Source organism: Krasilnikoviella flava, assembly GCF_900167525.1.
Taxonomy (GTDB): domain Bacteria; phylum Actinomycetota; class Actinomycetes; order Actinomycetales; family Cellulomonadaceae; genus Isoptericola; species Isoptericola flavus.
The window spans coordinates 98,260-124,068 of record NZ_FUZQ01000009.1; the positions used below are offsets into that span (position 1 = coordinate 98,260).

The window sequence follows — 25,809 nt, forward strand, 5'->3', positions numbered from 1 at the left end:
CTGCTCACGCTGCAGGGACGCTCAGACCGCAGGGACGTAGAGCGCGAGGGTCTGTGCGACGAGCGCCGGCTTGTCGACCCCGTCGATCTCGACGGTGACGGTCGAGGACAGGCGCACCCCCTGGGCGACGGTCTGGGCGCCGGTGAGCTCGGTCGTCGCGCGCACCCGGGAGCCGGCGGGCACGGGCGTGAGGAACCGCACCCGGTCCAGCCCGTAGTTCATCGCCATCGCGACGTCTCCCACCTCGACCAGCGCCGAGGCGAGCCGGGGCAGCAGCGACAGCGTGAGGAAGCCGTGCGCGATCGTCGTGCCGAACGGGCCGGACGCGGCGCGCTGCGGGTCGACGTGGATCCACTGGTGGTCCTCGGTGGCGTCGGCGAACGCGTCGATGCGCTCCTGCCCGACCGTGAACCACGCGCCCGTCGCCCGCTGCCCGACGGCGTCCGCCAGCGCGGCGGGGGAGGCGATCCGGATCGTGGACGTGGCGGTCACGCCTTCGGCCCGCCGGCCACGTAGAGCACCTGGCCCGAGACGAACGAGGCCTCCTCGGAGCAGAAGAAGGCCACGGCGGCGGCGATGTCCTCGGGCCGCCCGGCACGCCCGACCGGCACGTCCTTCGCGGCCTCGGCGAGGAAGTCCTCCAGGGACACCCCGACGCGCTCGGCGGTGGCCGCGATCATGTCGGTGGCGATGACGCCCGGCGCCACGGCGTTCGCGGTGACGCCGAACTTGCCGAGCTCGATCGCCAGGGTCTTGGTGAACCCCTGCATGCCCGCCTTGGCGGCGGAGTAGTTCGCCTGGCCGCGGTTGCCGAGCGCGGAGGTGCTGGACAGGTTGACCACGCGACCCCAGCCGGCGGCGACCATGTGCGCCTGCACCGCCCGGGTCGTGACGAACGCGCCGCGCAGGTGCACGCGCAGCACCGCGTCCCAGTCGTCCTCGGTCATCTTGAACAGCAGGTTGTCGCGCAGGATCCCGGCGTTGTTCACCAGGATCGTCGGCGCGCCGAGCTCGTCCGTGACGCGGGCGACGGCGGCCTCGACCGCGGCGGCGTCGGCGACGTCCACGCCGAGGCCGATCGCGCGCCCGCCGTCGGCGACGATGCCGGCGGCGGTCTCGGAGGCCTGCTCCTCCAGGAGGTCGAGGACGGCGACGGCATGGCCGTCGGCGGCCAGGCGGCGGGCGGTCGCGGCCCCGATGCCGCGGGCGGCTCCGGTGACGACGGCGACACGGGGGGTGGCGGTCATGCGGTGATCCTCTCGTCGAAGGTGATGAGCTGGCGCAGCTCTGCGCCGGCGGCGAGCCGGTCCAGGGCGGCCGGCAGGTCCTCGAGCCCGATGCGGGCCGAGACGAGTCGCTCGAGCGGCAGGCGTCCGGCCCGCCAGAGGTCGACGTAGCGCGGGATGTCCCGGCTCGGCACGGACGACCCGAGGTAGGAGCCCACGATCGTGCGGGCCTCGGCCGTGAGGGTCAGGGGGGCGACGGACGCGCGGGCGTCGGGGCCGGGGAGCCCGGTCGTCACCGTGGTCCCGCCGGGCGCGGTGAGCGCGAGCGCGGTCTCGAACGCGCGCGCCGACCCGGCCGCCTCGACGACCACGGGGGCACGGTCGCCGGCGTCCAGCGCCTGGGCGGGGGTGGCGGCCCGGGCACCGAGGGTGCGCGCCAGCTCGAGCTTGGCCGGGACGGGGTCGACGCCGAGCACCTCGTGGCCCAGGGCGACCGCGACCAGCAGGGCGGCCATGCCGACCCCGCCGAGCCCGACCACGGCCACGCGGTCGCCCGGAGCCGGGCGGCCGGCGTTGACCACCGCGCCACCGCCGGTGAGGACGGCGCAGCCGAGCAGGGCGGCGACGTCGGCGGGCACGTCGTGGTCCACCGGGACCACGGAGGTGCGGTGCACGACGGCGTGGGTGGCGAAGGCGCTGACGCCCAGGTGGTGGTGGACGGGGGTGGTGCCCTGGCGCAGGCGCACCGCGCCGCCGACGAGCGTGCCGGCGGAGTTGGCGGCGCTGCCGACGCTGCAGGGCAGGCGCCCGTCGGTGGCGCAGGCCGCGCAGCTCCCGCAGCGCGGCAGGAACGTCAGGACGACGCGGCGGCCCGGGACGACGTCGTCCACGCCGGGGCCGACCGACTCCACGATCCCGGCCGCCTCGTGGCCGAGGAGCATCGGCAGGGGCCGCTGCCGGCTGCCGTCCACGACGCTCAGGTCGGAGTGGCACAGCCCGGCGGCCTCGATGCGGACGGCGAGCTCGCCGGGTCCGGGCGGGTCGAGGTCGAGCGGGGCGGTGCGCAACGCCCCGGAAGCGGCGTACGGCGGGGGTGCCCCCGTGCGGTCCAGCACGGCGCCCATGATCTGCACGTCCGACCTCCTCGTCGTTCGACGGTCCCCAGTCTGATGCCGGGGGGCCGATCAGCTGGCATACCGACTGCGCGGTATGTTCGAGAGGAGCCTACACGGAGGGCGCTCCGGCCGGGAGACCTGCGCGGTTGACAGGGGTGCCGCCCGCGACGTCTACTGAAAGAGTTCGAACAGATGTTCGAACCTGGCGTCGGTCCGACGTCGTGCTGGTCTGGTACGCCCGGGGTGCTGCCCCGCCGCGAGCCCGGGAGGAGGTCGCGTGACGGTCGTCACCCCTCCGCGTACCGCGGCTCCTGCGCTCGTCGACCCCGTGCTCGACCCCGTGCGTGACCCTGCGCCTGACCTGGCGCCGGACCCCGTGCGGGACCGGGCCGCCGCCGCCCGGGCGGCGCTCCGGGCGGCCGAGCAGCGCACCGGGCGGGCCCGTGCGGCGGAGCCGGACGGCCGCCTGCTGCCGGTGCACCCCGAGCTGGCCGCGCTCCTGCCGGGCGGCGGCCTGGCCGCCGGCACGGTGCTCGCCGTGCGCGGGTCGACGACGCTCCTGCTCGCCCTGCTGGCCGAGGCGTCCCGGTCCGGCGCATGGGTCGCTCTCGTGGGGGCGCCGACGGTCGGCATGCTCGCCGCCGCGGACGCCGGGATCGCGCTCGGGCGGACCGTGCTCGTCCCCGATCCCGGCCCGGACGCACCCGCGGCGGTGGCCGCGCTGCTCGACGGGATGGACGTGGTGGTCGTCGGTCCGCGCGCCACCCTGCTGGACGCCGACCGGCGGCGCCTGGCCGCGCGCTCCCGGGAGCGGGGCGCGGTGCTGGTGGCGCAGTCGGCGTGGCCCGGCGCGCACGTCACCCTCGACGCGCGGGGCGGCACCTGGTCCGGCGTCGACCACGGGGCGGGCTGGCTGCGTCGCCGCACCCTGCGCGTGCGGCGCACGGGGCGCGGGGCCGCCGCCCGGCCGGTCGAGGTCGAGGTGGACGTGCCGCTGCGGGTCGAGCACGTCGTCGGGGGCGACCTCGTCACGGCGGGCGCCGTCGCGACCACCGGGGAGAGCGCGGCGGCGGGCGGCGGCGGGCGCGCCCGGCTGCGGGTGGCGTGATGGCCGGCGCGGGTGCTGACGGGGCGGTGCCGGCCGGGCGGGTACCGCGAGGCAGGACAGCGGGCGACGGGACGCGGACGGCCGTGCTGTGGGTCCCGGACTGGCCGGTGGTGGCGGCGCTGACGGCCGCCGGCCTGGACGCGCACGTCCCCGCCGCGGTGCTCGGCGCCCGCTCGGGCGGCGGGGCGGGCGCCGGGCACACCGTCGTGGCGGTCTCCGCCGTCGCCCGCGCGCAGGGGGTGCGGCGGGGGATGCGCCGCCGTCAGGCGCAGGAGCGGTGCCCCGAGGTGGCGCTGCTGGCAGCCGACGACGCCCGTGACGCGCGGGAGTTCGAGCCGGTGGCGCTCGCCGCCGAGACGGTGGTGGCGGGCCTCGAGGTGGCGCGCCCCGGGCTGCTCCTGCTGCCGGCGGGCGGGGCCGCGCGCTACCACGGCTCCGAGCTGGCGCTGGCGCAGGCGCTGGTGGGGGCGGTCGCGGCGCGGACCGGGCACGAGAGCCAGGTGGGCGTGGCCGACGGGCTGCTCGCGGCGGTGCTCGCCGCGCGCGAGGACGCCGTCGTGCCGCCGGGCGGGTCGGCCGCGTTCCTCGCCGGCCGCCCCGTGGGGGAGCTGGTGCACGCCGTCTGCGACCCGACCGGGGTGGCGACCGTCCGCGAGGCGGTGGGGCTGTGGTGGCGGCTCGGGCTGCGCACCCTCGGCGACCTGGCCGCCCTGCCCGCGGCGAGCGTGCAGGCGCGCTTCGGCGACCTCGGCTCCTGGGCCCAGCGGCTGGCTCGCGGCGAGGACCTGCGCCCGCCGGCGCGGCGCCGCGTCGAGGAGGACCTGGCCGTCGCGGAGGAGCTCGCCCCGCCCGCGCTGCGGGTCGACGTCGCGACCTTCGCCGCGCGCCGCCTGGCCACCGCGCTGCACGACCTGCTCGCCGTGCGGGGGCTGGCCTGCGGTCGGCTGCGGATCACCGCGCGCACGGCGGGCGTCGACCTGGGCGGGGACGACGTCGGCGGGGACGCGGTCGGTGGGGGCGGTGCCGGCACCGTGCTGGAGCGCGTGTGGCGCACGGACGACGCCGCCGCCGGAGGGATGAGCGCGGCGCGGATCACCGACCGGGTGCGCTGGCAGCTCGAGGGGTGGCTGACCGCGGCGTCCGCCCGGCGCGGGGGCGAGGACGACCCCGTCGTCGCGCCGATCGCGTACCTGGCGCTGGCGGCGGAGGACGTCGTCCCGGCGACCACGCACCAGCCCGGCCTGTGGGGCGCGGACGCCGGCGAGGGCGAGCGTGCACGGCGCGCGCTCGGGCGGGTCCAGGGCCTGCTCGGCGGGCACGCCGTGCTCACCGTGGAGCTGCAGGGCGGCCGCGGGCCCCGCGACCGGGTGCGGCTCGTCCCCTTCGGCACGGAGGGCGGCGCGGGCCGCGACCCCGGCCTGCCCTGGCCGGGCGCCCTGCCCAGCCCTGCGCCCGCCGGGCTGCCGGACGAGCCGGTGCCCGCCCGGGTGCTCGACGCTGCTGGCCGCGACGTCGTCGTGGACGCCCGGCTCGCGATGAGCGGCGAGCCCGCCGTCGTCGCGTGCGGGGGTGGTCGTGACGACGGCCGCGGGCCTGCGGGGAACGGCGGCGGGGCGCAAGACGTGGCGGCGGTGACGGGCTGGGCCGGGCCGTGGCCGCTCGCCGAGCGCTGGTGGTCCGCGGGCGGGGGCGCCCGCCGCGTCTACCTGCAGGCGGTGCTCGACGACGGCCGGGCGCTGCTGCTGGCGCAGTCCGGCGGCGTGTGGCAGGTGGAGGCGTTCTATGACTGAGGTGCTCCATGACTAGCGGGTACGCCGAGCTGCACGCCCACTCGGCGTTCAGCTTCCTCGACGGCGCGTCGCACCCGGAGGAGCTGGCGGCCGAGGGCGCCCGGCTGGGGCTCGACGCGTTGGCGCTGACCGACCACGACGGGCTGTACGGGGTGGTGCGCTTCGCGGAGTCGGCCCGGAAGGTGGGGCTACCCACCGTCTTCGGTGCCGAGCTGCACCTGCCCGCCCCGATGGAGCCCGGCGCTGCGCCGGGCACGGCCGGGAGCCGGCCGGTGCTCGACCCGCCCACCGGCGTCCCCGACCCGCGGGCCACCCACCTGCTGGTGCTGGCCCGCGGCGACCAGGGCTACCGGAACCTGTCCCGCGCGATCGCGACCGCTCACCTGGACGCCGGGGTCAAGGGCAAGGCCCGGTACGACCTCGAACGGCTCGGCGCCGAGGCGGGCGGCGAGTGGCTCGTGCTCACCGGGTGCCGCAAGGGTGCCGTCCGGCAGGCGCTCACCGCCTCGGGCGGTGGCGTCGGGGCGGCGCGGCGCGAGCTCGACCGGCTGGTCGACGTCTTCGGCCGCGCCGCCGTGGCCGTCGAGATCACCGCGACCGGCGACCCGCGGGACGCCGACCTGCACGCGGCGCTCGCGGGGCTGGCCGACGACGCGGGCCTGCCGCTCGTCGCCACGACGAACGCGCACTACGCCCGCCCGCGCGACGCCGACCTGGCGGGGGCGCTCGCCGCGGTCCGCGCGCGCTCCTCGCTGGACGGCCTGGACGGCTGGCTGCCCGGCGCCCCGACGGCGCACCTGCGCTCGGCCGCCGAGATGCGGGCGCTGCACGCTCGGCACCCGCAGGCCGTCGCCGCCGCGGCGGCGCTCGCGGCGGAGTGCGCCTTCGACCTGCGCCTGGTGGCGCCGGACCTGCCGCCCTATCCCGTGCCGGACGGGCACGACGAGGCCACCTGGCTGCGCGACCTGGTGCGGCGCGGGGCCACCGACCGGTACGGCCCTCGGCCGGGGGAGGGCCCCGCGGACGGGGAGGACGTCGCGGCGGGCACGTCGGAGCGCGCCCGCGCGTGGGCGCAGATCGACCACGAGCTGCGGGTGATCGAGGACCTGGGCTTCCCCGGGTACTTCCTCGTCGTCTACGACCTCGTGGAGTTCTGCCGCCGGGAGGGCATCCTGTGCCAGGGGCGGGGGAGCGCCGCCAACTCGGCCGTCTGCTACGCCCTGGGCATCACCGCCGTCGACGCGGTGAAGCACCGGCTGCTGTTCGAGCGCTTCCTCGCGCCCGAGCGCGACGGCCCGCCGGACATCGACATCGACATCGAGTCCGGGCGCCGCGAAGAGGTCATCCAGCACGTCTACGCCAAGTTCGGCCGCCGGCACGCGGCGCAGGTCGCGAACGTCATCTCCTACCGGCCGCGCTCGGCCGTGCGCGACGCCGCCCGCGCCCTCGGGTACGACGTCGGGCAGCAGGACGCGTGGAGCAAGTCCATCGAGCGCTGGGGGTCGCTGCGGGGGCCGGACCCGTCCAGCCCGGCGGCCGACGCCGCGGTGCGGGCCGCGCGGGCGGCGTCGGGGGCCCCGGCCGCGTCGGCAGGGCGGGAAGCGCCGCCGAACCGGACCGCCGCCAAGGACGCACGCGTGGCCGCGCTGTGGGGCCCGCCGGTGGTCGAGCCCGTCGAGACCACGTCGTCCCGGGACTCGACGGGCTCGACCACCGGGCGGCGGCGGGACTGGACGCCGTCCCTGGGCCACCGGCGCGTCGTCGACCCGCTGGCGACGGACGAGGGCGAGGTCCGCCGCGCCGACGACGCCCACGACGTCGTGCCCGCGCAGCGGCCGGCGTCGGCCGAGGAGGAGGGGCAGATCCCCGGCCCGGTGCTCGACCTGGCCGAGCGGATGCTGCGCCTGCCGCGCCACCTGGGCATCCACTCCGGCGGGATGGTCATGTGCGACCGCCCGGTGATCGAGGTCTGCCCCGTGGAGTGGGCCCGGATGGAGGGGCGCACGGTGCTGCAGTGGGACAAGGAGGACTGTGCCGACGCGGGGCTGGTGAAGTTCGACCTGCTGGGCCTGGGCATGCTCACCGCCATCCGGTACGCGTTCGACTCGATCGAGGCGCACACGGGGGAGCGGCTCACGCTGCACGGCCTGCCCGACGACGACCCCGCGGTGTACGACCTGCTGTGCGCCGCCGACACCGTCGGGGTGTTCCAGGTGGAGTCGCGTGCTCAGATGGCCACGCTGCCGCGCCTGCGGCCGCGGACGTTCTACGACATCGTCATCGAGGTCGCGCTCATCCGTCCCGGGCCCATCCAGGGCGGCTCCGTGCACCCGTACATCGAGCGGGCGCGGGGACGCGAGCCGGTGACCTTCCTGCACCCGCTGCTGAAGAGCTCTCTCGGCAAGACCAAGGGCGTGCCGCTGTTCCAGGAGCAGCTCATGCAGATGGCGATCGACGTCGCGGGCTTCTCCCCCAAGGAGTCCGACCAGCTGCGCCGGGCGATGGGCTCCAAGCGGTCGGTCGAGCGGATGGAGGAGCTGCGCGGCCGGCTCCTGGAGGGGATGCGGAAGAAGGGGGTCGACGACGCCGGCGTGCGCGAGGAGATCTACGACAAGCTCAAGGCGTTCGCCGACTTCGGCTTCCCCGAGTCGCACGCCTACTCGTTCGCCTACCTCGTGTACGCGAGCTCCTGGCTCAAGGTGCACCATCCGGCCGCGTTCTACGCGGGCCTGCTGGCCGCGCAGCCCATGGGGTTCTACTCGCCGCAGTCGCTGGCCGCGGACGCGCGGCGGCACGGGGTCCAGGTGCTGCGTCCGGACGTCAACGCCTCGCGGGCGCTCGCGGGCGTGGAGCGGATCGCGGGGGTCGGGTCCGGCGCCCCCTCTCGCTCGAATGATTCGGTCGCTTCGCTCCCTCGGCTCTCGCGCGACAGGGCGCCGGACCCGACCCCCGACTGTGATGGCTTCGGGCCGGAGCCGGACCTGACGCTGGCGGTGCGGCTCGGGCTGGCCGCCGTCCGGGGAATCGGCGACGACCTCGCCGAGCAGATGGTCGCCGAGCGGGAGGAGGACGGCCCGTTCCGCGACCTGCGCGACCTGGCCCGCCGGGTCGGGCTCAGCACCGCCCAGCTGGAGGCGCTCGCCACCGCGGGTGCGACGGAGGGCCTCGGCGCCGGTCGCCGGGAGGCGCTGTGGGCCGCGGGGGCGCTCGGCCAGGAGGGCCCGGGCACGTTGCCGGGCGTGTCGGTCGGGGTGGACGCGCCGACGCTGCCGGGCATGACGCCGGTCGAGGTGGACGTCGCGGACGCCTGGGCCACCGGCATCACGCCGGGCTCGACGTCGCCGCTGGAGCACGTGCGCGAGGGGCTGGAGCGGGCGGGGGTGCTGACCGTCGCCGGTGCGTGCGCCACCGAGCCCGGCCGGCGGGTGGCGGTGGGCGGCGTCGTGACGCACCGGCAGCGCCCCGGCACGGCCGGCGGCGTGACGTTCCTGTCGCTGGAGGACGAGACCGGGCTGCTCAACGTGATCTGCTCCGCGGGGCTGTGGCGGCGCTTCCGCACCGTGGCGCGCAGCGCCCCCGCGATGGTGGTCCGGGGCCGGATCGAGAGCGCCGACGGCGCGGTCAACCTGCTTGCGGAGCACCTCGCGCCGCTGCGGCTGCCCGTGGCCACCCGGTCGCGGGACTTCCGGTGACGACGCCGCCCGCGGGCGGCGCGCCGGGCCGTTGCCTAGCCTGGCGGGCATGACCACCGGGCTCCGGATCGAACCAGCGGGGGTGGGCCGGTTCGACGACGTGGTGACGATGCTCAACCCGCGCGGCCGGCCGCAGGCGTGCTGGTGCCTCCACTGGCGCCAGCCGCGCGGGTCGTCCGTCGACGGACGTCGCGACCACCTGCGCGACCTGTCCGGCCGTACCCCGGCGCCCGGGCTCCTCGCCTTCCTCCCCGACCCGGAGCGGGGCGAGGGCGAGGCGGTCGTCGGATGGGTGGGCCTCGCGCCGGTGTCTGCGTCGACGTCGCTCCAGCACAGCCGGGTGCTGCCCCGAGTCGACCCTGCCGAGTGGTCGACGACGTGGGCCGTGATGTGCTTCGTCGTCCGGCCCGGGTACCGCCGCCGCGGTATCGCCCGTGCCCTCCTGGCCGCGTCCGTGGACTACGCCCGCGACCACGGCGCGCACGCCGTCCAGGGTTTCCCGGTGGAGCCGGAGCCGGGGCGCCGCGTCCCGGTCGGCGCGGCGTTCGTGGGCACGGTGGGCCTGTTCGAGTCCGTGGGCTTCGACCGCGTCGGCGACACGTCCGCGACGAGCGGCCGCCTGCCGCGGTGGGTCCTGCGCCGGGAGCTGGTCTCCTGAGCGACCCGGGTCGTGGGTGCGGCCCGGCTCAGCCTGCCCGATCCGCGGCGTCCTCCTCGCGAGGGCTCGTGCCGCGTCGTCGGGCCCGCCGGCCACGGGCGAGCTCGGTCTTGAGGGCGTCGAGCGGCTGGGCGAACGGGTCGGCGAAGCGTGCCAGCCACAGGCGCACGACGTCGAGCCCGGCGGCGTCGACGGCGTAGAGGCGGCGTGTGCCCTCGGCGCGGACGGTCACGAGGCGCGCGTCGCGCAGCACCCGCAGGTGCTGCGAGACGGCGGGCTGCGAGATGCCGGCCTCGGCCTGCAGCGCGTCGACGAGCGCCCCGGCGGGCTGCTCGCCGGCGGCGAGCAGCTCGACCAGGCGCCGGCGGACGGGATCGCCCAGGGCCTCGAAGGAGCCGCGCCGGGCAGTGGGCGAGCCTTCGCCCCGGGACCCGCCGGCTCCCCCTGCCGCCGCGCTGGTGCGCGGCATCAGGCTTCCGGTGCCGTGGTGTAGAAGGCGACCGTGCGCTCGGATGCCGCGCGGGCGGCGTCCGGGTCGTCGCCGTCGGCGATCGCGGCGTCGGCCCATCCCGTGGCGGCGAGGCGGGCGAAGGCGACGCCGTCGGGGGAGAGGGACCAGGCCTCCGCGGCCTTCGGGTCGATCGGGGTGGACGGGTCCGCGACGTGCAGCCCCAGGCCCATGAGGCCGAGGTCCCAGCCGACGCCCGTGGCGCCCGGGCCGTACTGGTCCCAGAACTCCTGCGGTACGACGGCCTCGTGCACGAGCTCGAGGACGGTGCCGTCGCCCGACTCCGCCAGGGAGACGGTCAGCCACGAGACGGAGCCGCCGAACTCCCAGGTGACGTCGAAAGCCCCGGGGGCGTCGCAGCGCTCGACGGTGCCCCCGGCGTTCCCCTCGAGCTGATAACGCCCGCCGACGGTCAGGTCCCCGCTGACGGGCAGGAACCAGCGGGCGATGCGCTCCGCGGTGGTGACGGCGTCCCACAGGTCGGCGCGGTCGGTGGCGTAGGCGCGGCGCGCGACGGCGATCTTCGTCAGCGTCCCGCCCCGCTCGCCGGTGCGGATCTCCCGCGCCACGAGCCCTGCGGTGGCGACCGGATCGATGGCGATGGTCATGGCAGCCTCCGGTATGTATAAGTTGGAACTTATATACAATCATGAACGCCGGCCGCGGGGAAGGGGTGGGAGGGGGTCAGTCCACGGGGGCGACGACGCAGACCTCGAAGGTCCCGCGCCCGCGCCGCAGGAGGTAGCGGCACCGTTCGTCGGCGGTCTCGGCCGCAAGCTCGTCCCGGTAGGACCAGCGGACCTCGATCCAGAGCAGCGCCCAGCCGACCTCCTCGACGGAGACGAGCTCGGGCAGCACGGCGACGGCGTCCCGCGCCCCCGTGGCGACCGAGCTGCGCCGCGACAGGACGAGCACCTCCTCGGGGGAGGTGAGGACGGTCGAGGCCTCCTGACCCACGAAGAGGGCGGGCAGGTCGTAGCGGTCGGTGACCGCCTCGAGGTCCTCCGAGCCGAGCACCAGGCCCAGGTCTGCGAGGAAGGAGGACAGCGCCTCGCGGTCGTACGAGCCCGTCGGAGTCCCCATCCGCCCACGGTAGACCCGTGGCATGATCAGCGCTCATGAGCCTTCGGAGCGTACGGAGCGCGCCCGCCGTCCTCGCGCTCCTGCTCGTCGGCGCCTGCGCTGCCGCGGAGCCCGCCGCGTCGCAGGACGTCGCCGACGCCGCCGCTCGCTGGGGCTCGGCGCCGCAGTACGTGCTGACCACGTCGGCGGACGGGTTCGAGCCCGTGCCGATGGCGGCCGGCGCCTACGGCACGGACGGGTTCTCGCTGATCTTCAGCGACGCCTCGACGGGCGGCACCTTCCTTCTCACCGCGGTCGGCGGGGCGATGCGGGCCGACGACTGCACCGGCGAGCCGATCACCGACGCGAGCGGCGGCTCCGTGGCAGGTGCCGTCACCTGCGCCGAGGACGGCGAGCTCCTGCGCCGGACCTCCGGCGAGGCGGAGGAGTACGTCGTCGTGCGCGACGACGTACTGGTGCGGGTCTCCGGGCTGGCGGCCGACCACGACGCGCTCCGCGAGGCCGCCGGGAACGTCCGGGTGCCGACGTCGGCCGAGCTGACGGACCTCCTCGCGGAGGCGCCGCCGGCCCCGGGTGACCAGCCGCCGGTCGAGCGCGGCGACCTGCCGCCCGGCGACGGCGCCCCCGACAACGGCGTGGGCGCGGGCGGCTGACGCCCGCGGCCCCTGCCCGGGACGTCGGCGTCGTCACCAGGCCTGGGCGAAGACGTCCGCGAACAGCTCGTCGGCATCCACATCGAGCCCGCGAGCGGCGAACCAGGCGCACACGTTGCGGCAGTCGCGGTGCAGCAGGTCCGCGCCGAACGGGTTCGCCACGAGGTCCACGACCTGCGGCAGGTCGATGATCACGAGGCGGCCGCCGTCGCCCGGGTCCTCGGCGGCGGCGTCCCAGCCGTCGACGAGGATGTTGTACGGCGACAGGTCGCCGTGCGCCCAGCCGAGCCGGGCGATGACGCCCATCGCGTCGCGGAGCTGGTCGAACCAGTCCGCGAGCACCCCGGCGTCGGGGCGGGTGCGGGCAAGTCGAGGCGCGGCTTCGACCGTGCCGTCCGCGGACTCGGCGCCCACGAACTCGAGCAGGAGCTCGGTGCCGTCGATCTGCACGGGGTAGGGCACCGGGGCGCCCGCGTCCCACAGGCGTGAGAGCGCGAGGAACTCGGCGTCGGCCCACTGGGTGGCGGCCATCGCCTTGCCCCACGACGACTTGCGGTCCTCGATAGCGCGCTGGTCGCGGGTGCGGCGGGTGCGACGCCCGTCGGTGTACTCGCCGTCACGGTGGAACTGGCGGTGGTCGCGGCCTCGGTAGCGCTTGGCGGCCAGGAAGCTGCGACGGGTGGGGTCGTCGGGCACGGCGCGCTCGACGAGGAAGACGTCCGCCTCCTTGCCGGTCTTGAGGACGCCGAGCTCGGTGTCGAGCGCGGCGTCCGCGGTGACGACCCAGTCAGGCCGGGGCTCGGGGCCGCGCTGGCCCTTGGTGACCGAGGTCCAGGTGGTCCACCGCTGGTCGGGGCCGGGCTCCACGGGGAGCTCGGCCCCGAGGTCTGCCTCGAAGGAGGCGGGGGAGAAGGGGAAGGACGAGGGGGTGTGCTGGTGCACGCGAGACTCCTGCTCAGGTCGAGGAGCTCGGGTGCGGCCCCTCAGGATCGGGTGGTGACCGCCCGCCGGAGGATCTCCGGGAGGGCGTGCATGACGACGTCGTCCATCGATCTGCCCTCCTTCGCGTGCGGGCCCCGCGCCGATCGCGTGCCGCCTGCCGGGAGCATGGCAGGCGGACGCGGCGGGGGTCCACGTCTTTTTCGGACGTCTTTCCGGACGTCTCTCTCGACGTCTCTCTCGGACGACGGCGTCCGGACGTCGTCGTCCGTAGGGTGCTGGCATGGGGTTCGTGCCGGTGGTGGCGGGGTCGCGAGGCGTCGAGGAGGTCCTGGTCCGCACCGCCCGGCGGCTGCGCACCACGTCCACCCTGGTCCTCGCCGCGCCGGGGTCGGACGCCGCCCGCGCGGCGTTCCTGGTGGACCCGGCGTGGGAGCCCGACGAGCTGGTGGCGGTCGCGGACGAGGTGCGTGCGCGACGCGCACGGCTCGTCGCCGGGTTCTCCACGCACGCCCACCACGACCACCTGCTGTGGCACCCGCGGCTCGGGCTCGACGTGCCGCGGTGGGCGACGGCGCGGGCGGCGGAGGTCGCACACCGTTGTCGCGGGCGGCTGCTCGAGGAGGCCCGTGCCGACGCGGCGCGCTACGGCGGCGCCGCGCACACGGCCGAGGTGCTCGAACTCCTCGGGCTCGTCACCGCCGTCCCGGCGGGGGAGCGCGGCGTCCCCGACCCGGACGGCGTGCTGCCGCCCACCGAGGTGGTGGCGCACGACGCCCACGCCCCCGGGCACGGCGCCGTCTGGCTTCCGCGCAGCCGCGTGCTGGTGGCGGGCGACGTGCTGAGCGACGTCGAGCTCCCGCTGCCGCGCGACGAGATCACCGGGGGCCGTGAGGGTGGCCGCGCCGACGGGCAGGGTGCGGTGAGCGACGTCGAGGACTATCTCGCCGGGTTGGACCGCCTCGCGCCGTACGCGGCCCGGTGCGCCGTCCTCGTGCCGGGGCACGGCACGCCCTCGACCGACGCCGTGGCCCGCCTCGCCGCCGACCGGCGATACCTCGAGGCCGTCCTGGCCGGGCGCACCGTCGACGACCCGCGGCTGGGGCTGCCCGCCGCGGCGGAGGCGGACCGCCGGCTGCGCGCCGACCTGGCGCGATGAGCGGCGCCGGGGATCAGGCGCCGAGCGAGCCCGCCCAGGCCGTGGCCCGGTCCCACACCGGCTGGGTGTCGAAGCCCATCTGTGCCAGGGCCGCCCAGGCCACGCCGACGACGGCGTAGAGGCTGACCGGCGTCATGACGAGCCACTCCCGCCACGACCCGGCGTCGCCCAGGATCGGCAGGGAGAGGTTGCCGCCGTCGCGCCAGACGTCGTCGAACGGCAGCACGCGGTAGCGCCGCACCCAGTACGGGGAGCGGAACTTCAGCGGCCACAGCAGCGGTACGCCGGCGGTGGTGAGCAGGTCGCCGACGACGTGCACCGCGCAGCCGAGCGCGACGGCCAGCGGCATCCAGTTCCACTCCTCGGGCGCGAAGACGGCCACGCAGGCGGCGAGGAGCAGGGACAGCGTCCAGTTCCACCAGCGCTTCCCGCCGGTGACCTTCCAGGCACGCAGGGCGAACGCGATGAGGAGCACGGCCATGATGCCGGGGCCGACCAGGACCTCGCCGAACGCCTCCGTGCGGATCGAGACCATGCCCATCACCCAGGCGATCGCGGTGAAGACGGCGATGCCGAGGATCGAGTGGGTGCCGTTGCGGTGCCCGCCGGAGACAGCCGCGACGAGCTTGGTGACGCCCTCGGACACGGGCGGCAGCGAGTGGGCGATGGTGCCGCTGTGGTGGTCGGCGTCCGGCAGCAGGGCCGCCCCGGCGCAGACCAGCGCGCCCGTCATCACCCCCACGTCCGACACGGGGTGCCAGCCGAGCGCGAACGGCGCCGTCGATGTGACCGCGACCCAGGCGGCCGCTCCCGACGCGGCGTGGTGCCCACCCATCATGACTGCGGCGCTCCCGTCCTGACGACCGGGCGACGCCGGTCGTCCTGTTCCTCACCCTTGACCGGTTGGTCCGGGCCGGGCAGGACGCTACACGCCGCCGCCGACGTCCGTCCGCGCTGCTCGGACCGGCGTGGACGCGGTGGCAGGGTGGAGCGTGGCCGGCCGCCGACCCCGCCGGTCGCAGGCCGCGCGGACGAGTCGGGAACAGCAGGGCGGAGGCTGTCGCTGTGACCAGGGCGTGCGGGCCGCGGATTGCGAGAGCCCGCCCTGGCCGTGCTATGTTTTTCCCCGCACCGAGACGGCGCCGAGGCGCTGTCGAGGTCCACTCGTCCGGGTGGCGGAATGGCAGACGCGCTAGCTTGAGGTGCTAGTGCCCTTTATCGGGCGTGGGGGTTCAAGTCCCCCTCCGGACACGCAGGTAATACTCAGGAATCAATCAGTTCATCCAGATTGACGTCTGAGCGGCAACACTGAAGACGCCCATCCCCTACGGATGGGCGTCTTCAGTGTTTTCGCGTCCTGCAGTTCCTCCGCCGTGAGGAGAGTCACGTAGGTCGAACGGCCGCCGCCAGGCGGCTGGCTTGTCGGTTCAGAGGGCCCGCCATACCGCCACTCGACGAATCTGCCGTCCTCGGTGTGCTGTATGCCCGCCCCCAGGACCCATCCGGTGGCCGTCGCACCGGCGAGGACCTCCTGGTGGCCGAGGGATTGACCGTCGCGGCGGAAGGGTCGCCCACGGTGCTGATGGTCACTGCTGGGGTGTCCGGAGACTCGGGATCGTTCGGCGCGAGCAGCCTGTCGCCGTCGAACACCTGGTCCACCGATCTGCGGTCGGGAAGCTTCGCCTGGAACTACCCGCTGAGTGCGCCGGACGTGCCGGGCAGCTTCACGCCGAATCTGGGGATCTCGTACTCGTCAGGTGGGATCGACGGGCGTACTAGTTCGACGAACAACCAGGCCTCCCAGGTCGGCGACGGCTTCGATCTGTGGCCCGGATTCATCGAGCGCAAGTACAAGTCGTGCGGGCTTGACGAGGTGAAGAACGACGCGGGCCGTCCCATCGGGGACCTGTGTTGGGACTACGACAACGCGTTCATCTCGTTCAACGGCGTCGCGGGTGAGCTGGTCCCGTCGGGTACCGACACGTGGCGGTTGCAAAAGGACGACGGCACCAAGATCGAACGGCTGCGCAGCACTGCGCGCGGCAACAGTGACAACGACGGCGAGTACTGGAAGGTCACCACCCCGAACGGCACGCAGTACTTCTTCGGCTATAACCGGCTCCCAGGTTGGCAGTCCGGCGACGCGGTGACCGCTTCGACCTGGACCGTCCCGGTCGTGGGTGACGACGCCGGCGACGAATGCCATGCGGCGACACGCAAGGCATCGTTGTGCCGGCAGGCATGGCGGTGGAACCTTGACTACACCGTCGACGCCGCCGGAAACAAGATCACCTACCACTATGCGGCCGAACGGAACCAGTACGGACAGCTCGGTGACCCCGCGACCGACAACGTCTATCACCGGGGCGGCACACTGACTCGGATCGACTACGGCCTGCGTGGCGCGGACCTGGTCGGCGCGGGCGCGGCACAACCGCTGGGGCGGGTGAGCTTTACGTCCGCAGAAAGGTGTCTCGCCTCCGGTGGGGTGCAGTGCACCAACATCGCCACGCAGCCGTCTGGGTGGTTCGACACCCCGTGGGACCTCAACTGCAATGCGGGCGCGACCTGCGACGAGGGCCGGACTTCGCCGTCGTTCTGGACGCGCAAGATGTTGACCAAGATCACCACGCAGGTGTTCGCCGACACCGGGTCCGGTGCCGCGTGGCAGAACGTTGACTCGTGGACGCTGGGTCACCGGTGGGGCATTGCTGACTCGGACTACCAGCTACTGCTGACGTCGATCACTCGCACCGGGCACACGGGGACGACCGCAATCGCGATGCCGGCCGTGACGTTCGGGTACGACGAGATGGCCAACCGGATGGACAAGGATGGGGACGGCCAGGAGCCGTTCTACAAGTCACGCCTGACCGCGATCGCGGACGAGGTTGGCGGCCAGGTGGACGTGACCTACTCTCCCGAAGCCTGCAGTCCGTCCGCTCTGCCCTCGCCGCAGACGAATACCACGCGCTGCTTTCCTCAGATGCGGAAACCGGGACCGAACCTCGACCCGGTGACCGACTGGTTCAACAAGTACGTCGTGACCGAGGTCGTCACGACGGACCGCACCGAGACGTCGCCGGACCAGGTGACCAGGTATGAGTATCTCGGCGGCGGTGCGTGGCACTTCGACGAGTCCACGGGCATGGTGCCGGAGGAAGAGAAGACCTGGTCGGACTGGCGAGGGTACGGACAGGTGCGCACCACCACCGGCAGTGCTACGCAGCAGGAGACGCAGTCAGACGCCTGGTTCCTGCGCGGCATGCCGGGCCAGAAGGCCAAGCTGGAGTCCGACGAGGGTGCCGAAATCGTGGACGCCGAGCAGTACGCCGGGTTCACCTACAAGACGGCGACCTACAGCGCGCCGGACGGCGCCGTGGTGTCCAAAACGGTGAACCGGCCCTGGTGGCACCAGACCGCGATCAGCGAACGGTCGTGGGGCGACCTGAAGTCCGGGTTCAATGGCACGAGCCACACCAAGGCGTGGACCTCGCTGGGCACGGGCGGAGCACCGTGGCGCACCACCGAGCAGTACCAGAGCTACGACACTGTGGCGGGCCGGATCACCAAGGTCGACGACCGCGGCGACACCGCCCTCACCACGGACGACAGGTGCGTCAGCACGAGCTACGCCACCAGCACGAGCAGGAACATCCTCGGTCTGCACGCTCGGCAGCAGACGTGGGGCGTGGCCTGCTCGGCCACCCCGAACCGAGCCGGCGGCGACGTGATCTCCGACGTCCGGTACGCATACGACGGCGCCAGCTACGGCACCGCTCCCACCATCGGACGGATCACGGGCGCGGCTGACCTCGCGGGTTACGAGGGGACGACGGCACGATATGTCGAGGCGGCAACCACGTACGACACCTATGGCAGGCCGACGAGCGTCACCGATGTAGCAGCGGACGTCCACGTCACGTCGAGCAGCGTGCTGACCCGTACTGCGCGGACGGACGGGCACAAGACGACCACCGCCTACACGCCGGCGACCGGGTTCGCGACGCAGATGGTCGAGACCAGCCCTCCGGCCACACCCGGTGCGGCGTCCTCGGCGTTGACCACGACCACGCACTTGGACGCGCGGCGGGGTGTGCCGACACGGGTGACCGACACCAACGGCAAGGCGACGAACGTCACCTACGACGCACTCGGCCGCACCTCCAAGGTGTGGCTGGCCGACCGGGTCATCACGCAGACGCCGTCCATGCAGTACGCCTACAAGGTCACCGGGAAGGCGGCGCCGGCGGTCGGCACCACGTCGCTGAACAGCAACGGGGACCCGCGCACGTCCTGGACGTTGTACGACGGGCTGTTGCGCCCGGTCCAGACGCAGGCTCCGGGGCAGCGCGGCGGGATGATCCTTGCCGACACGATGTACGACTCTCGCGGGCTGGTGTCACGGACCTACAACCCGTACTACACGACCAGTGCGACTGCAGGGGTGCTGTTCGACCCCTACGACAGCGCGGTGGTCGACGGGCAGGTGCGCACGAGCTATGACGGCCTCGGCCGGCCCGTGCAGTCGAAGCTGATGCGCAACGACGGCGACGGCGGGGAAGTCATGTCCACCACCCGCACGGTCTATCGCGGGGACCGCACGACGGTTATCCCGCCACAGGGTGGCACCGCAACGACGGCCCTGGTCGACGCACGAGGCCGCACCACCGAGCTGCGTCAACACCATGACCGCGCGACCGCCGCCCCGGCCGATACGACCGGACTCGACGCGACGAAGTACACCTACACCGGGCGGGACGAGCTCAAGACGGTCGTCGACCCGGCGGGCAACCGATGGGAGTACACCTACGACCAGCGTGGCAGGCAGGTCAGCACCAAGGACCCGGACGCCGGGACCACGACCTCCACCTACGACGACTTCGGTCAGGTCACCTCCACGACCGACGCCGCGGGACACACCCTCGTCACCACCTACGACGGGCTCGGGCGTCGCACAGGGCTGCGCGACGACTCCGCGACAGGGGCGCTGCGCGCGTCATGGACCTACGACACCCTGCCGGGAGCCAAGGGCCAGCTCGCATCGTCGACCCGACACGAAGGCGGGGCGCAGTACAGCACCCAGGTGCTCGAGTACGACCGTCTCTACCGGGCGACCCGCTCCCGGGTGGTGATCCCGGCCACCGAGGGCAAGCTCGCGGGCAACTACACGACGGTCACCTCCTACGGTCCTGACGGTTCGGTGTCCGGCCTGGGGTTGCCCGCTGCGGGCGCGCTTCCCGGCCAGACGGCGGCGTACGACATCGATCCGGACACCGGATGGGTGCTCGGCATGATCGGCCCGGAGGGGATCTCCTCCACATCGGCCTACGACAACGTGGGCCGTCTGACTCACATGGAGATGGATGGTGATGCCGGTGAGCTGATCACCGCGACGTACGCGTTCGACCGCACCACGGACCGATTGACGGAGTACCGAGCGGACCGGTTCCTGCAGCCCGGGATCGACCGGACCGAGACGTACACGTACGACGAGGCCGGCAACGTGCTGTCCCTGGCCGACGTGTCCCGAACGGGCACGGACGTGCAGTGCTACGACTATGACCACTTGCGACGCCTGACTGAGGCGTGGACCCAGAGGGCCGCGAGCTGTGCCGGCGACGGCGCCGCGGCGAAGACGGCTGGCACGCTCGGCGGGCCCGCGCCGTACTGGCAGGAATGGACCTACGACAAGGCGGGATCTCGGCTCACCGAGACCCAGCACGGCATCGCCGGGTCCAGCACCCCCGGGGACATCAAGCGCTCCTACCAGTACGGGACCGCCCAGCCGCACACCGTCACCGGAGTCACCCAGGACGTGGCCGCCTCCGGGACCAACCCGGCCGTCAAGTCCCAGGAGACATACACCTACGACAAGGTCGGACAGACTACTGCCCGACAGATCAACGGCGACTCTCAGACCCTGGCCTGGTCGCCCGAGGGCCGTGTCCAAGAGGTGACTAACGCCGACGACAGCGGCGTGGAATACGTGTACGACGCTGACGGCAATCGGCTGCTCGCGCGGACCAGTAGTGGTGCAGGTACGGAGACGACGCTGTACCTGGGGCACACCGAGGTCACCGTGAACAATGCGGCGCCCACGGTCGCGAAGGCGACCCGGTACATCGACGTCGGCGGTGGCCACACGGCGGTGGTGGACGACGATCGCACAGTCTCATTCGTGCTCGCGGACCACCAGGGCACAGGACAGCTGTCGATCCGGGCGGACACGATGGCGTTGTCGCAGCGGCGCACGACGCCGTTCGGCGCGGACCGAGGCACCGCGCCGACGCAGTGGGCGGGATCGCGCAGTTTCGTGGGCGGGTATGACGACCGTGATACCACCGGTCTGGTCTCGCTCGGTGCCCGGGAGTACGACCCCGCGTTGGGCAGGTTCGTCTCGCTCGACCCAGTGATGGACCTGACCGACCCGCAGCAGATCCACGGGTACTCGTACGCGAACAACAACCCGGTCACGTGGTCGGACCCGACAGGGCTGAAATGGGACGACTGCGCCTGGCAGACGTGCAAGACCACCAGCGGCGGTGGCTGGGCCGTCACGAACCCGACCAGCGAACACGTCGACAACGACTACCAGGACGGCGACCCCTCGGACGACTGCCACAGCGGGTGCATTCCGGCAGGGAGCCTCGGCGGGTCGGGTTCGACCTCCGGCGGGGGTGGCTCGGCGACGAACACGGGCTCAACCGGCGCGGCGACGTCGGCCCCGGCAGAGAGCGAGACCGCTCGAGCGCAGCGGGTGCTCGACCGCAGCGTGACGGATGTGGCGCTCGAGCTCGGCTGGGAGGCATTGAAGGACTTCGTCGGCTGGAACGACCTGGTCGGCTGCCTGGAGAAAGACCTGGGCGCGTGCGGCGGGCTCGCACTGGGCATCGTTCCGGTGGGCAAGGGCCTGAAGGCGATCAAGGCCTTGTACAAGGTGATCGACGGCGCGATCTCCTTCTACAAGGAGGTCAAGTGGGCGCGTGGGGTGATCTCGCGGGCGAGATCGACGTCGACCGTCGGCGGGGCATGCGCGATCAATAGCTTCGTACCCGGCACCCTGGTGCTGCTAGCCGATGGAACGTCGAAACCCATCGAGGACGTCCAGCTCGGTGACCAGGTCCTCGCCACCGACGAGACCACCGGTAAGAGCGAACCCCAGGCCGTCGTCGCGCTAATCACGGGGGACGGCGACAAGGACCTTGTCACCCTCACCGTGACCGACGCACATGGCGACATCGGGTCCGTCACAGCGACCGACGGCCACCCCTTCTGGGTCCCTGCCCTGGACGAGTGGGTCGACGCCGGCGACCTCAAGCCTGGGCAGTGGCTGCAGACCGCGGCCGGGACACATGTCCAGCTCACCGCCATCGAGACGACAAGAACGCGCGCCCGGGTACATAACCTCACGATTTCCGGGTCGCACACGTACTATGTGACCGCGACTGAACAGTCGCTTCTTTCTCACAATGAAAGCTGTCCTCGCGACACATTGGGAAGATTTACATCGGGCGAGAATGCGGATGCGGCGCGCGGCAGGGCCACCCACCTAAACTATCGCGACGCCCTTGGTGGCGGCTATGACTATGAAGTTCGACTGGATAGCGGAAGGCGGCCGGACGCCGTAAACTGGGCTACTCGTGAGGTGCGCGAACTGAAATCGGATGCACCCAGCAGCATGGCAAGGGGGCGTCGCCAACTACAGGGTTACGTATCGGAACTGGAGTCAATGACGGGGCAGCCTTGGACCGGTCATCTTGACATCTATTCGAGGTGAAGGATTGCAGATGGATCGAGCGCAAGACGATTTCTATGTTGACCTAGACGCGACTCTTCGTGCTTTGGGGTTCACACGGCGGGGGATGAACTGGGTGCGCCGTTCGGGCGATCTCTATTCTGTAGTCAACCTGCAGAAGTCCGAATGGGGGGCAGGCCGATATGTAAACATTGGGTTTGCGCGCGCCTCAACAACAGAGGGTGGCTGGCTCCCGGAATCGAAGTGCGAAATTCGTTTCAGGGCCGGGGCTCTACTTGGCTCCTCGGGAGGAGGAAATTCAAACGTTGAGATAGGGCACATCGCAACCGGTCCCGATTCTCGTCCTGCGCCGATTTCGCAGCTTCCAGTCACGCGAGCGCTAACTGACCTTATGACTGCAGTGACAGAGGTTAGAGATCTCCCCGCAGCGCTTCGTGATCTCGTATCTGACCGTGTCTTTGTTCGTCGAGGAATGCGGGAAGTGCTGGATTCGCTGGGCTCCTGATGTAGAACTGGAGGACTTTGAATCGTGAACCGGCGGGATCCAGAACCTGCAAGCACCTTCCAAGTTCACAGCCTTTGAGACCAGCAGCGTTCTTCGCGTGGCTGACGAAACTAGTCGACATGAGCACCAGTCAGGTCGTGGTCTCGGACAGGGCGTGGGTTCGGAGCAACATTTGATGTCCATGGTCAGTTCCAGTACTTTGGGCGGTATTAGCGATGCTGGCAATCACTCCTTGGGCTGCATCAGCCCAGAACTGTGCGGTGCTCACTGAGTTCCGGAACCTCGTCGTGGGTGAAGTTGTCGAAGCGGTCCGCTACGTGGTACCGCGAGGAGAGAGCTGGCCCGAAGGGCACAAGGAGGACCGTGTCCATGAAGTCGACATGGCCATCGAACTCTATATGAAGAGTGGCGCTGTACTCATGCTGAGTTGGGCGATGGATGGCATGAGCGAGGGTATGGCCATCGAAATCAAAGGCCCCAAGGACGATCCGGATTCATTGCCAGGGGACTCAGTCGATGTAACCATCCACGTGGACTGGATACGGTACCTAGGACTGTCGATTGCGAACATCGGGGTCTCATGGCACATCCCCAACGAAGGGTGTCCTGCGATGCCTTGGGCATACGATTTCGACTTCTCCGACGGGTCGAGCCTGGTAGTCGCGCTAGGTGAGTTTAACAATGCAATGCCGAAATACTTGCCCGACGCCCTGCTCGTATTCTTTGATGTGGTCGCCGCCACGGAGTACAAGATTCCAGCAAATGTCGCATCTCCATGTGACTAGAGACTGGACTTTGCTATTGGCCCAACCTGAAAATTTGCCGGGACTTAGATCATGCGTCAACGGCACAGGGTAGCTTGAGTGGCTCGTGGCGGGCTCGCGCCGGGGTGGGCAAAGGCTTGAAGGCGGTCAATGCCTTGTACAAGGGATCGGTGTCCGCGGTCGGCGGGGCGCTCCATGAGGAGGGCTACATGAGTGATGAGGTAGCTAGACTCGACTGGATCGAGATGCTTGGTGCATCAAACGACGAGCTGTTCGAAATGAAAGCGGGTCTCATAGCTCGACACGGCGGGATCCAGAACTGCCAACAGGGTCAACTCACCAGGAAGCGCGAGGTGATGCCAACTGTCTGCCGAACGATTCAAGGTAATGCAGTGGGCCCCAGAATCAGGTCAGTCCTTTGGGCCCGAAGAAACGATTAGGTTCGTCGAGGGCGGATATGACGGGCTCCATATCGTCCCGAAGCCTCGTTTTCGAATTGACTCGCTGGACTTTCTTGGCTCCTTTTCCGGTCTACGGTATCTGAATGCGTCGATCCCGACGTTGGACGATACTGCAGCGTTTCGACTGAAAGAGCTTGAGGAGCTCACGCTAACTACTGGCTCACGAGCGCCGATTCCCGAGGTGCTACAGAAGAATGTGACTAGCGCCGCGGTTGAGTCGGGACGTTTCGCATCTCTCGCCTCGCTTTGGCCGAACCTCACTTGGCTCAGAATGTTCGGCCCATGGCCTCATGCTGACCTGGTCCCGCTTTCCGGATTGCGTGAACTGCGCCATCTAGAACTCGATGGAGGGGGCGCGAGACGATCTATCGAAGGCATTGAGACCTGTGTGCGTCTGGAAGAGATGCGCCTCGTGCGCTGGTCGTTGGTTGACAGCGGTCCACTGCGGGAACTGTCACATCTAAGGGATGTTCGGCTGATGGCGATGCATCCCACGCCGGAGCATCTTCGGATCTCGCTCCTCGACGTCGCGAGCCCTGTGATCGAATCGTTGGCGATCGGGCACGCCCCTTCGGTGCACGACCTCGAAGACGGTCTAGCCGCAATGCCCGCGGTGCGCAACCTGAAGTTTCGTGAGACACCGTTTTCGAGTGCTCAGACTGCATTTCTGGGGTCACTACCAAGAAGCGTCAATGTGGCCGTCCGATAGCATTGTCGTTCGTGGGGCCCGGTGTAGTTGAGTCGCCTGGCATTGGGAACGGGCGCCTGCTGTGGGTCCCTACCTGGTTGAGTACGGCCTGCCGTACTTCACCAACATCTTGTCGCGGGCGCGCCGCTCTTCGCGGATTTCCTTGTCCAGGAGCGCAAAGATCTCCTTCGGGTCCTTGCGCGGACGTTCGAGGTACGAAGGCCGCGGGGTGCTCAGGGTGAAGTTGAGTCCCAGATAGTGATGCTTCTATGGCTCGCGTCAAGCTGAGAGGGCCAGCATCTGGCGGTAGAGCTGTCGGGCGATGTAGCGCTTGAGTGAATCGCCCTGGGTTTCTTGGAGGCTCCTGACCTTGGAAACGAGGATGGAGCCATGCCGAAGGAGCAGACGCCCGGGAAGCCGCAGACGCGGCGGTACTCGGATGAGGAGAAGGCCGCGGCGGTGCGGATGGTGCGCACCCTGCGGGCGGAGCTGGGGACCGAGCACGGCACGGTGCAGCGGGTCGCCTCGCAGCTGGGCTACGGCGTGGAGTCGGTGCGCCAGTGGGTCAAGCAGGCCGAGATCGACGACGGCTACGCGCCCGGGGTGCCCGCGAGCGAGGCCCGGCGGATCAAGGAGCTGGAGCAGGAGAACCGGGAGCTGCGGCGCGCGAACGAGATCTTGAAGCGGGCTGCGAGTTTCTTCGGGGCGGAGCTCGACCGCCAGCACAAGAGGTAGTGGCGTTCATCGACGCCAACCGTGGCGATGTCGTCGACGGGGCGCGGCTCACAGTCGAGTCCATCTGCACCGTGCTGCGCGCGGCAGGGGTGCAGGTGGCTGTGAGCACGTACTACGCCGCGAAGAAGCGCCCTGCCTCGGCGCGGGCGTTGCGTGACGCCGAGCTGCGCCCGCGGCTGCGGGCGCTGTGGGATGACAACTACCGGGTCTACGGCGCACGGAAGCTGTGGAAGGCCGCCCGCCGGGCCGGGCTGGAGATCGGTCGGGACCAGGTTGCCCGGTTGATGCGCGCCGAGGGCATCGAAGGTGCCCGGCGGACCAAGCGGGTCCGCACCACCAAGGCGGCCGAGGGCGTGCCGCGGCATCCGGACCTGGTCGGTCGGGACTTTAACGCCATGGCGCCGAACGAGCTGTGGGTCACCGACTTGACCTACGTGCCGACCTGGGCCGGCGTGGCCTACGTGTGCTTCATCATCGACGCCTACTCGCGCATGATCGTCGGATGGCGGGTCGCGGCGCACATGCGCACCACGATGGTCCTGGACGCGATCGAGATGGCCCGGTGGTCTCGCGGCACCCACCTCGAGGGACTGAGGTGTCACAGCGACGCCGGATCTCAGTTCACGAGCCTGCGCTACGGCGAACGACTGGCCGAGATCGGCGCGGTTCCGTCGATCGGGACGGTGGGCGACTCGTATGACAACGCGTTAGCCGAGACCGTCAATGGCTACTACAAGGCCGAACTCATCCGCGGACCCGCCCGACCCGGACCGTGGAAGAGCGTCGAGGACGTCGAGCTCGCGACCCTGGGGTGGGTCCACTGGCACAACACCGAGCGCCTGCACGGCTACCTCGGTGACGTCCCGCCCGCCGAGTTCGAGAGCGCCCTCTACGCTACCCAGCAGGGGTCGAGGGCCCTGGCCGAGATCAAATAACCAGAGCCTCCATCAGACCCAGGGCGATTCA

General features: G+C 71.7%; 18 protein-coding genes and 1 tRNA gene. 11 read left to right on the forward strand and 8 right to left on the reverse strand.

The annotated features are described in order from the left end of the window. Nucleotides 1-21: 21 nt before the first annotated feature. From B5Y66_RS21995 to B5Y66_RS22005, 3 genes are read right to left on the reverse strand one after another with little or no spacing between them, the layout of a single operon-like run. Entirely contained in the window at nt 22-492 is a 471-nt protein-coding gene (locus tag B5Y66_RS21995) for a MaoC family dehydratase (RefSeq protein WP_217700873.1), read from the reverse strand. Further along, on the reverse strand, nt 489-1,247 hold the full coding sequence (gene fabG / locus B5Y66_RS22000; protein WP_079576776.1) for a 3-oxoacyl-ACP reductase FabG: 759 nt from the start codon (nt 1,245-1,247) through the stop codon (nt 489-491). Before fabG ends, B5Y66_RS21995 begins: the two co-directional genes overlap by 4 nt. Beyond that, nucleotides 1,244-2,359 carry an alcohol dehydrogenase catalytic domain-containing protein gene (locus B5Y66_RS22005; RefSeq protein WP_079576777.1) on the reverse strand — a complete coding sequence of 372 codons (1,116 nt, stop codon included), beginning with the start codon at nt 2,357-2,359 and terminating at the stop codon, nt 1,244-1,246. The genes fabG and B5Y66_RS22005 overlap by 4 nt, the downstream gene beginning before the upstream one ends. Before the next feature lie 259 nt (nt 2,360-2,618). On the opposite strand from B5Y66_RS22005, the gene B5Y66_RS22010 reads away from it, so the two are divergent. The 4 genes from B5Y66_RS22010 to B5Y66_RS22025 are packed head-to-tail and all read left to right on the forward strand — an operon-like array spanning nt 2,619 to nt 9,589. Then, nucleotides 2,619-3,449 (forward strand): hypothetical protein, encoded by an 831-nt coding sequence (locus tag B5Y66_RS22010; protein ID WP_245807288.1) that lies wholly within the window; start codon nt 2,619-2,621, stop codon nt 3,447-3,449. Next, entirely contained in the window at nt 3,449-5,239 is a 1,791-nt protein-coding gene (locus B5Y66_RS22015) for a DNA polymerase Y family protein (RefSeq protein WP_079576778.1), read from the forward strand. Before B5Y66_RS22010 ends, B5Y66_RS22015 begins: the two co-directional genes overlap by 1 nt. A gap of 8 nt (nt 5,240-5,247) precedes the next feature. Further along, nucleotides 5,248-8,931 (forward strand): PHP domain-containing protein, encoded by a 3,684-nt coding sequence (locus tag B5Y66_RS22020; protein WP_079576779.1) that lies wholly within the window; start codon nt 5,248-5,250, stop codon nt 8,929-8,931. Nucleotides 8,932-8,980: 49 nt separating this feature from the next. Next, nucleotides 8,981-9,589 carry a GNAT family N-acetyltransferase gene (locus B5Y66_RS22025; RefSeq protein ID WP_079576780.1) on the forward strand — a complete coding sequence of 203 codons (609 nt, stop codon included), beginning with the start codon at nt 8,981-8,983 and terminating at the stop codon, nt 9,587-9,589. 28 nt (nt 9,590-9,617) lie between these two features. Here B5Y66_RS22025 and B5Y66_RS22030 read toward each other — a convergent pair whose 3' ends face one another. The 3 genes from B5Y66_RS22030 to B5Y66_RS22040 all read right to left on the reverse strand — a co-directional run bounded on the left by B5Y66_RS22030 (nt 9,618) and on the right by B5Y66_RS22040 (nt 11,180). Beyond that, complete coding sequence (locus B5Y66_RS22030) at nt 9,618-10,058, reverse strand: ArsR/SmtB family transcription factor (protein WP_079576781.1); 441 nt, start codon at nt 10,056-10,058, stop codon at nt 9,618-9,620. Continuing rightward, entirely contained in the window at nt 10,058-10,705 is a 648-nt protein-coding gene (locus B5Y66_RS22035) for an SRPBCC family protein (protein WP_079576782.1), read from the reverse strand. Before B5Y66_RS22035 ends, B5Y66_RS22030 begins: the two co-directional genes overlap by 1 nt. Before the next feature lie 76 nt (nt 10,706-10,781). After that, complete coding sequence (locus tag B5Y66_RS22040; protein ID WP_079576783.1) at nt 10,782-11,180, reverse strand: hypothetical protein; 399 nt, start codon at nt 11,178-11,180, stop codon at nt 10,782-10,784. A gap of 35 nt (nt 11,181-11,215) precedes the next feature. Here B5Y66_RS22040 and B5Y66_RS22045 point away from each other — a divergent pair, with 35 nt between their 5' ends. Continuing rightward, nucleotides 11,216-11,833, forward strand: coding sequence for a hypothetical protein (locus B5Y66_RS22045; protein ID WP_079576784.1), 618 nt, complete (start codon nt 11,216-11,218; stop codon nt 11,831-11,833). 33 nt (nt 11,834-11,866) lie between these two features. On the opposite strand, the gene B5Y66_RS22050 is transcribed toward B5Y66_RS22045, so the two are convergent. After that, nucleotides 11,867-12,775, reverse strand: coding sequence for a serine protein kinase RIO (locus B5Y66_RS22050; protein WP_079576785.1), 909 nt, complete (start codon nt 12,773-12,775; stop codon nt 11,867-11,869). Nucleotides 12,776-13,055: 280 nt separating this feature from the next. Here B5Y66_RS22050 and B5Y66_RS22055 point away from each other — a divergent pair, with 280 nt between their 5' ends. Continuing rightward, nucleotides 13,056-13,931 (forward strand): MBL fold metallo-hydrolase, encoded by an 876-nt coding sequence (locus tag B5Y66_RS22055; protein ID WP_079576786.1) that lies wholly within the window; start codon nt 13,056-13,058, stop codon nt 13,929-13,931. Nucleotides 13,932-13,944: 13 nt separating this feature from the next. On the opposite strand, the gene B5Y66_RS22060 is transcribed toward B5Y66_RS22055, so the two are convergent. Continuing rightward, on the reverse strand, nt 13,945-14,769 hold the full coding sequence (locus B5Y66_RS22060; RefSeq protein ID WP_079576787.1) for a metal-dependent hydrolase: 825 nt from the start codon (nt 14,767-14,769) through the stop codon (nt 13,945-13,947). Nucleotides 14,770-15,097: 328 nt separating this feature from the next. Between B5Y66_RS22060 and B5Y66_RS22065 the strand changes: the two genes are divergently transcribed. From B5Y66_RS22065 to B5Y66_RS22085, 5 genes are all read left to right on the forward strand, one after another. Continuing rightward, a tRNA-Leu gene (locus B5Y66_RS22065) sits at nt 15,098-15,182 on the forward strand. A gap of 283 nt (nt 15,183-15,465) precedes the next feature. Next, a complete protein-coding gene (locus tag B5Y66_RS22070) occupies nt 15,466-21,711 on the forward strand; it encodes a polymorphic toxin-type HINT domain-containing protein (protein WP_139821046.1) in 6,246 nt (2,081 codons plus the stop codon). Between the two features lie 10 nt (nt 21,712-21,721). Further along, nucleotides 21,722-22,195: a DUF4304 domain-containing protein gene (locus B5Y66_RS23310; protein ID WP_079576789.1), complete on the forward strand. Its 474-nt coding sequence runs from the start codon at nt 21,722-21,724 to the stop codon at nt 22,193-22,195. Between the two features lie 260 nt (nt 22,196-22,455). Continuing rightward, nucleotides 22,456-22,980, forward strand: coding sequence for a hypothetical protein (locus B5Y66_RS22080; protein WP_139821047.1), 525 nt, complete (start codon nt 22,456-22,458; stop codon nt 22,978-22,980). Nucleotides 22,981-24,498: 1,518 nt separating this feature from the next. Continuing rightward, nucleotides 24,499-25,778, forward strand: a protein-coding gene (locus tag B5Y66_RS22085; RefSeq protein ID WP_139820890.1) for an IS3 family transposase whose coding sequence is annotated in 2 segments (ribosomal slippage) — nt 24,499-24,802 and nt 24,802-25,778 — 1,281 coding nt in all. Because the reading frame shifts where the segments join, the coding sequence is not laid out codon by codon here. Nucleotides 25,779-25,809 lie beyond the last annotated feature (31 nt).

Bases quoted from the DNA above. Each gene is read 5' to 3' on its own strand.
- B5Y66_RS22045 (WP_079576784.1), top strand. From the start codon at position 11,216: ATGAGCCTTCGGAGCGTACGGAGCGCGCCCGCCGTCCTCGCGCTCCTG.
- B5Y66_RS22025 (WP_079576780.1), top strand. From the start codon at position 8,981: ATGACCACCGGGCTCCGGATCGAACCAGCGGGGGTGGGCCGGTTCGAC.
- B5Y66_RS22030 (WP_079576781.1), bottom strand. From the start codon at position 10,058: ATGCCGCGCACCAGCGCGGCGGCAGGGGGAGCCGGCGGGTCCCGGGGC.
- B5Y66_RS22015 (WP_079576778.1), top strand. From the start codon at position 3,449: ATGGCCGGCGCGGGTGCTGACGGGGCGGTGCCGGCCGGGCGGGTACCG.
- B5Y66_RS22035 (WP_079576782.1), bottom strand. From the start codon at position 10,705: ATGACCATCGCCATCGATCCGGTCGCCACCGCAGGGCTCGTGGCGCGG.
- B5Y66_RS23310 (WP_079576789.1), top strand. From the start codon at position 21,722: ATGGATCGAGCGCAAGACGATTTCTATGTTGACCTAGACGCGACTCTT.
- B5Y66_RS22020 (WP_079576779.1), top strand. From the start codon at position 5,248: ATGACTAGCGGGTACGCCGAGCTGCACGCCCACTCGGCGTTCAGCTTC.
- fabG (WP_079576776.1), bottom strand. From the start codon at position 1,247: ATGACCGCCACCCCCCGTGTCGCCGTCGTCACCGGAGCCGCCCGCGGC.
- B5Y66_RS22055 (WP_079576786.1), top strand. From the start codon at position 13,056: ATGGGGTTCGTGCCGGTGGTGGCGGGGTCGCGAGGCGTCGAGGAGGTC.
- B5Y66_RS22040 (WP_079576783.1), bottom strand. From the start codon at position 11,180: ATGGGGACTCCGACGGGCTCGTACGACCGCGAGGCGCTGTCCTCCTTC.
- B5Y66_RS22060 (WP_079576787.1), bottom strand. From the start codon at position 14,769: ATGATGGGTGGGCACCACGCCGCGTCGGGAGCGGCCGCCTGGGTCGCG.